Below are 1,613 nucleotides of genomic sequence, written 5' to 3' on the forward strand. Positions count from 1 at the left end.
CCAGCCGCCGGGCGCGCCGCGGCACCGCCGGCCGTCACGTGACCAGGCCGAGGGAGGCAGGCCCAGGAGTGTGCCAGATGCGCGCCCTCCTGCCGCGGGCCGACGCCGTCCTGCTGGACGCCACCCTGGACGCCGTCACCGCCTCGGCCCGGGCCACCGGCGACAACCGCACCCCGGCACAGCTGCGAGCCGACACCCTGACCGCCATGACCCTGCACGCCCTGCGCACCACCCACCACACCACCACAACCACCACAACCACAGCGGCCGCAGCGGCCGGGGCGGCCGGGGCGGCCGGGGCGGCCGCGGACGGCAAGAACACCGGGAGCACCGGGAACGCCGGGGACACCGGGCCCGGCACCACAGACACCACAGAGGTCGCAGACCCGGCCGGCACCGCAGAGGTCGCAGAGGTCGCAGACGCCGCAGAGGTCGTAGAGGTCGCGGGCCCGGCCGACCCGGAGCGCCCGGAGGGCCTGACCGCCCCGGCCGACCCGGAGGGTCCGGAGGGCCTGACCGGCCTGGCCGGTCCGGTGGGCGCGGTGGGCTTCACGGGCCTCGAGGGCCCGGCACCGGACCCGGCCGGTGGGGCGGACCCGGCGTACATCGACGAGATGGGCCTGACACCCGACGGGGTGCCCCTGGAGGGACTGCTGACCGCGCTCAGCGGCCTGGTCTGCCACACCAGCCCCTGGTGGACGCCCTCCGGGACCGACCCCATCCCCCTGCCACCAGGCCTGACGGTCAGCATCGACGTCACCGTCCCCCTGAACCACCTCACAGACCTCCTGCCCGACGACACCACCCCGGAGGACGACCCACCCACCACCACACCCACCACCGGACCCGGCACCAGTGCGCCCGGACCCGGCACCAGTGCGCCTGGCACCGGCGTGCCCGCCGCCGGCCCCGGGGCCAGCGTGCCCGGGGTGCCGGTGGGGGCGAGCCTGGGCGGCCGCGGGCGCAGCGTGCCGGTGCCCGCGGCCGTGGCGCGGGCGCTGGCCGCCGGCGGGACCTGGCGCCGCCTGGTCACCGACCCCCTGTCCGGGGCGGTGACCGACGTCGGCCGCACCCGCTACCGCCCCCCGGCCGCCCTGGCCGACCTGGTACGCGCCCGCGACACCACGTGCACCCACCCCGGCTGCGAGCGCCCCGCCCGCGGCTGCGAGATCGACCACGTCCGCCCCTGGGCCGAGGGCGGGACCACCAGCCTTGAGAACCTGACCTGCCTGTGCCGCGCCCACCACCGCCTCAAGCACACCCCCGGCTGGGCCCTGACCCGCACCCCCCACGGCACCCTGGTCTGGCGCACCCCCACCGGAGCCCGCTACCAGCGCGATACCGACGGCACCATCACCCTCCTGCCCCGCCGCACCGGACCAGGCCAGGAGACCCGCCCCGCCACCCGCCTCCCCCACACCCTCGCCAGCGCCATCACCCCCCAGACCCTCAACCGCCTCCACAAAGGCCTCACCACCCCCACCCCCACCAGCCCCACCGGCCTCAGCCCCCACGACCTCGGCCTCGGCCACCACGCCGGCCCCCTCCTCACCACCCACGGCCCCCACCCCAACCAGAACCCCGGCGACTACGAGACCACCCCCTACCACCCC

1 protein-coding gene is annotated in these 1,613 nt (G+C 77.4%); it reads left to right on the plus strand.

The window, feature by feature from the left end:
* Positions 1-77: 77 nt before the first annotated feature.
* On the plus strand, positions 78-1,613 hold a 1,536-nt coding region (locus tag O145_RS19690; RefSeq protein WP_267489946.1), incomplete at its 3' end, for an HNH endonuclease signature motif containing protein.

It is taken from the genome of Actinomyces israelii DSM 43320 (assembly GCF_000711965.1).
Lineage (GTDB): Bacteria > Actinomycetota > Actinomycetes > Actinomycetales > Actinomycetaceae > Actinomyces > Actinomyces israelii.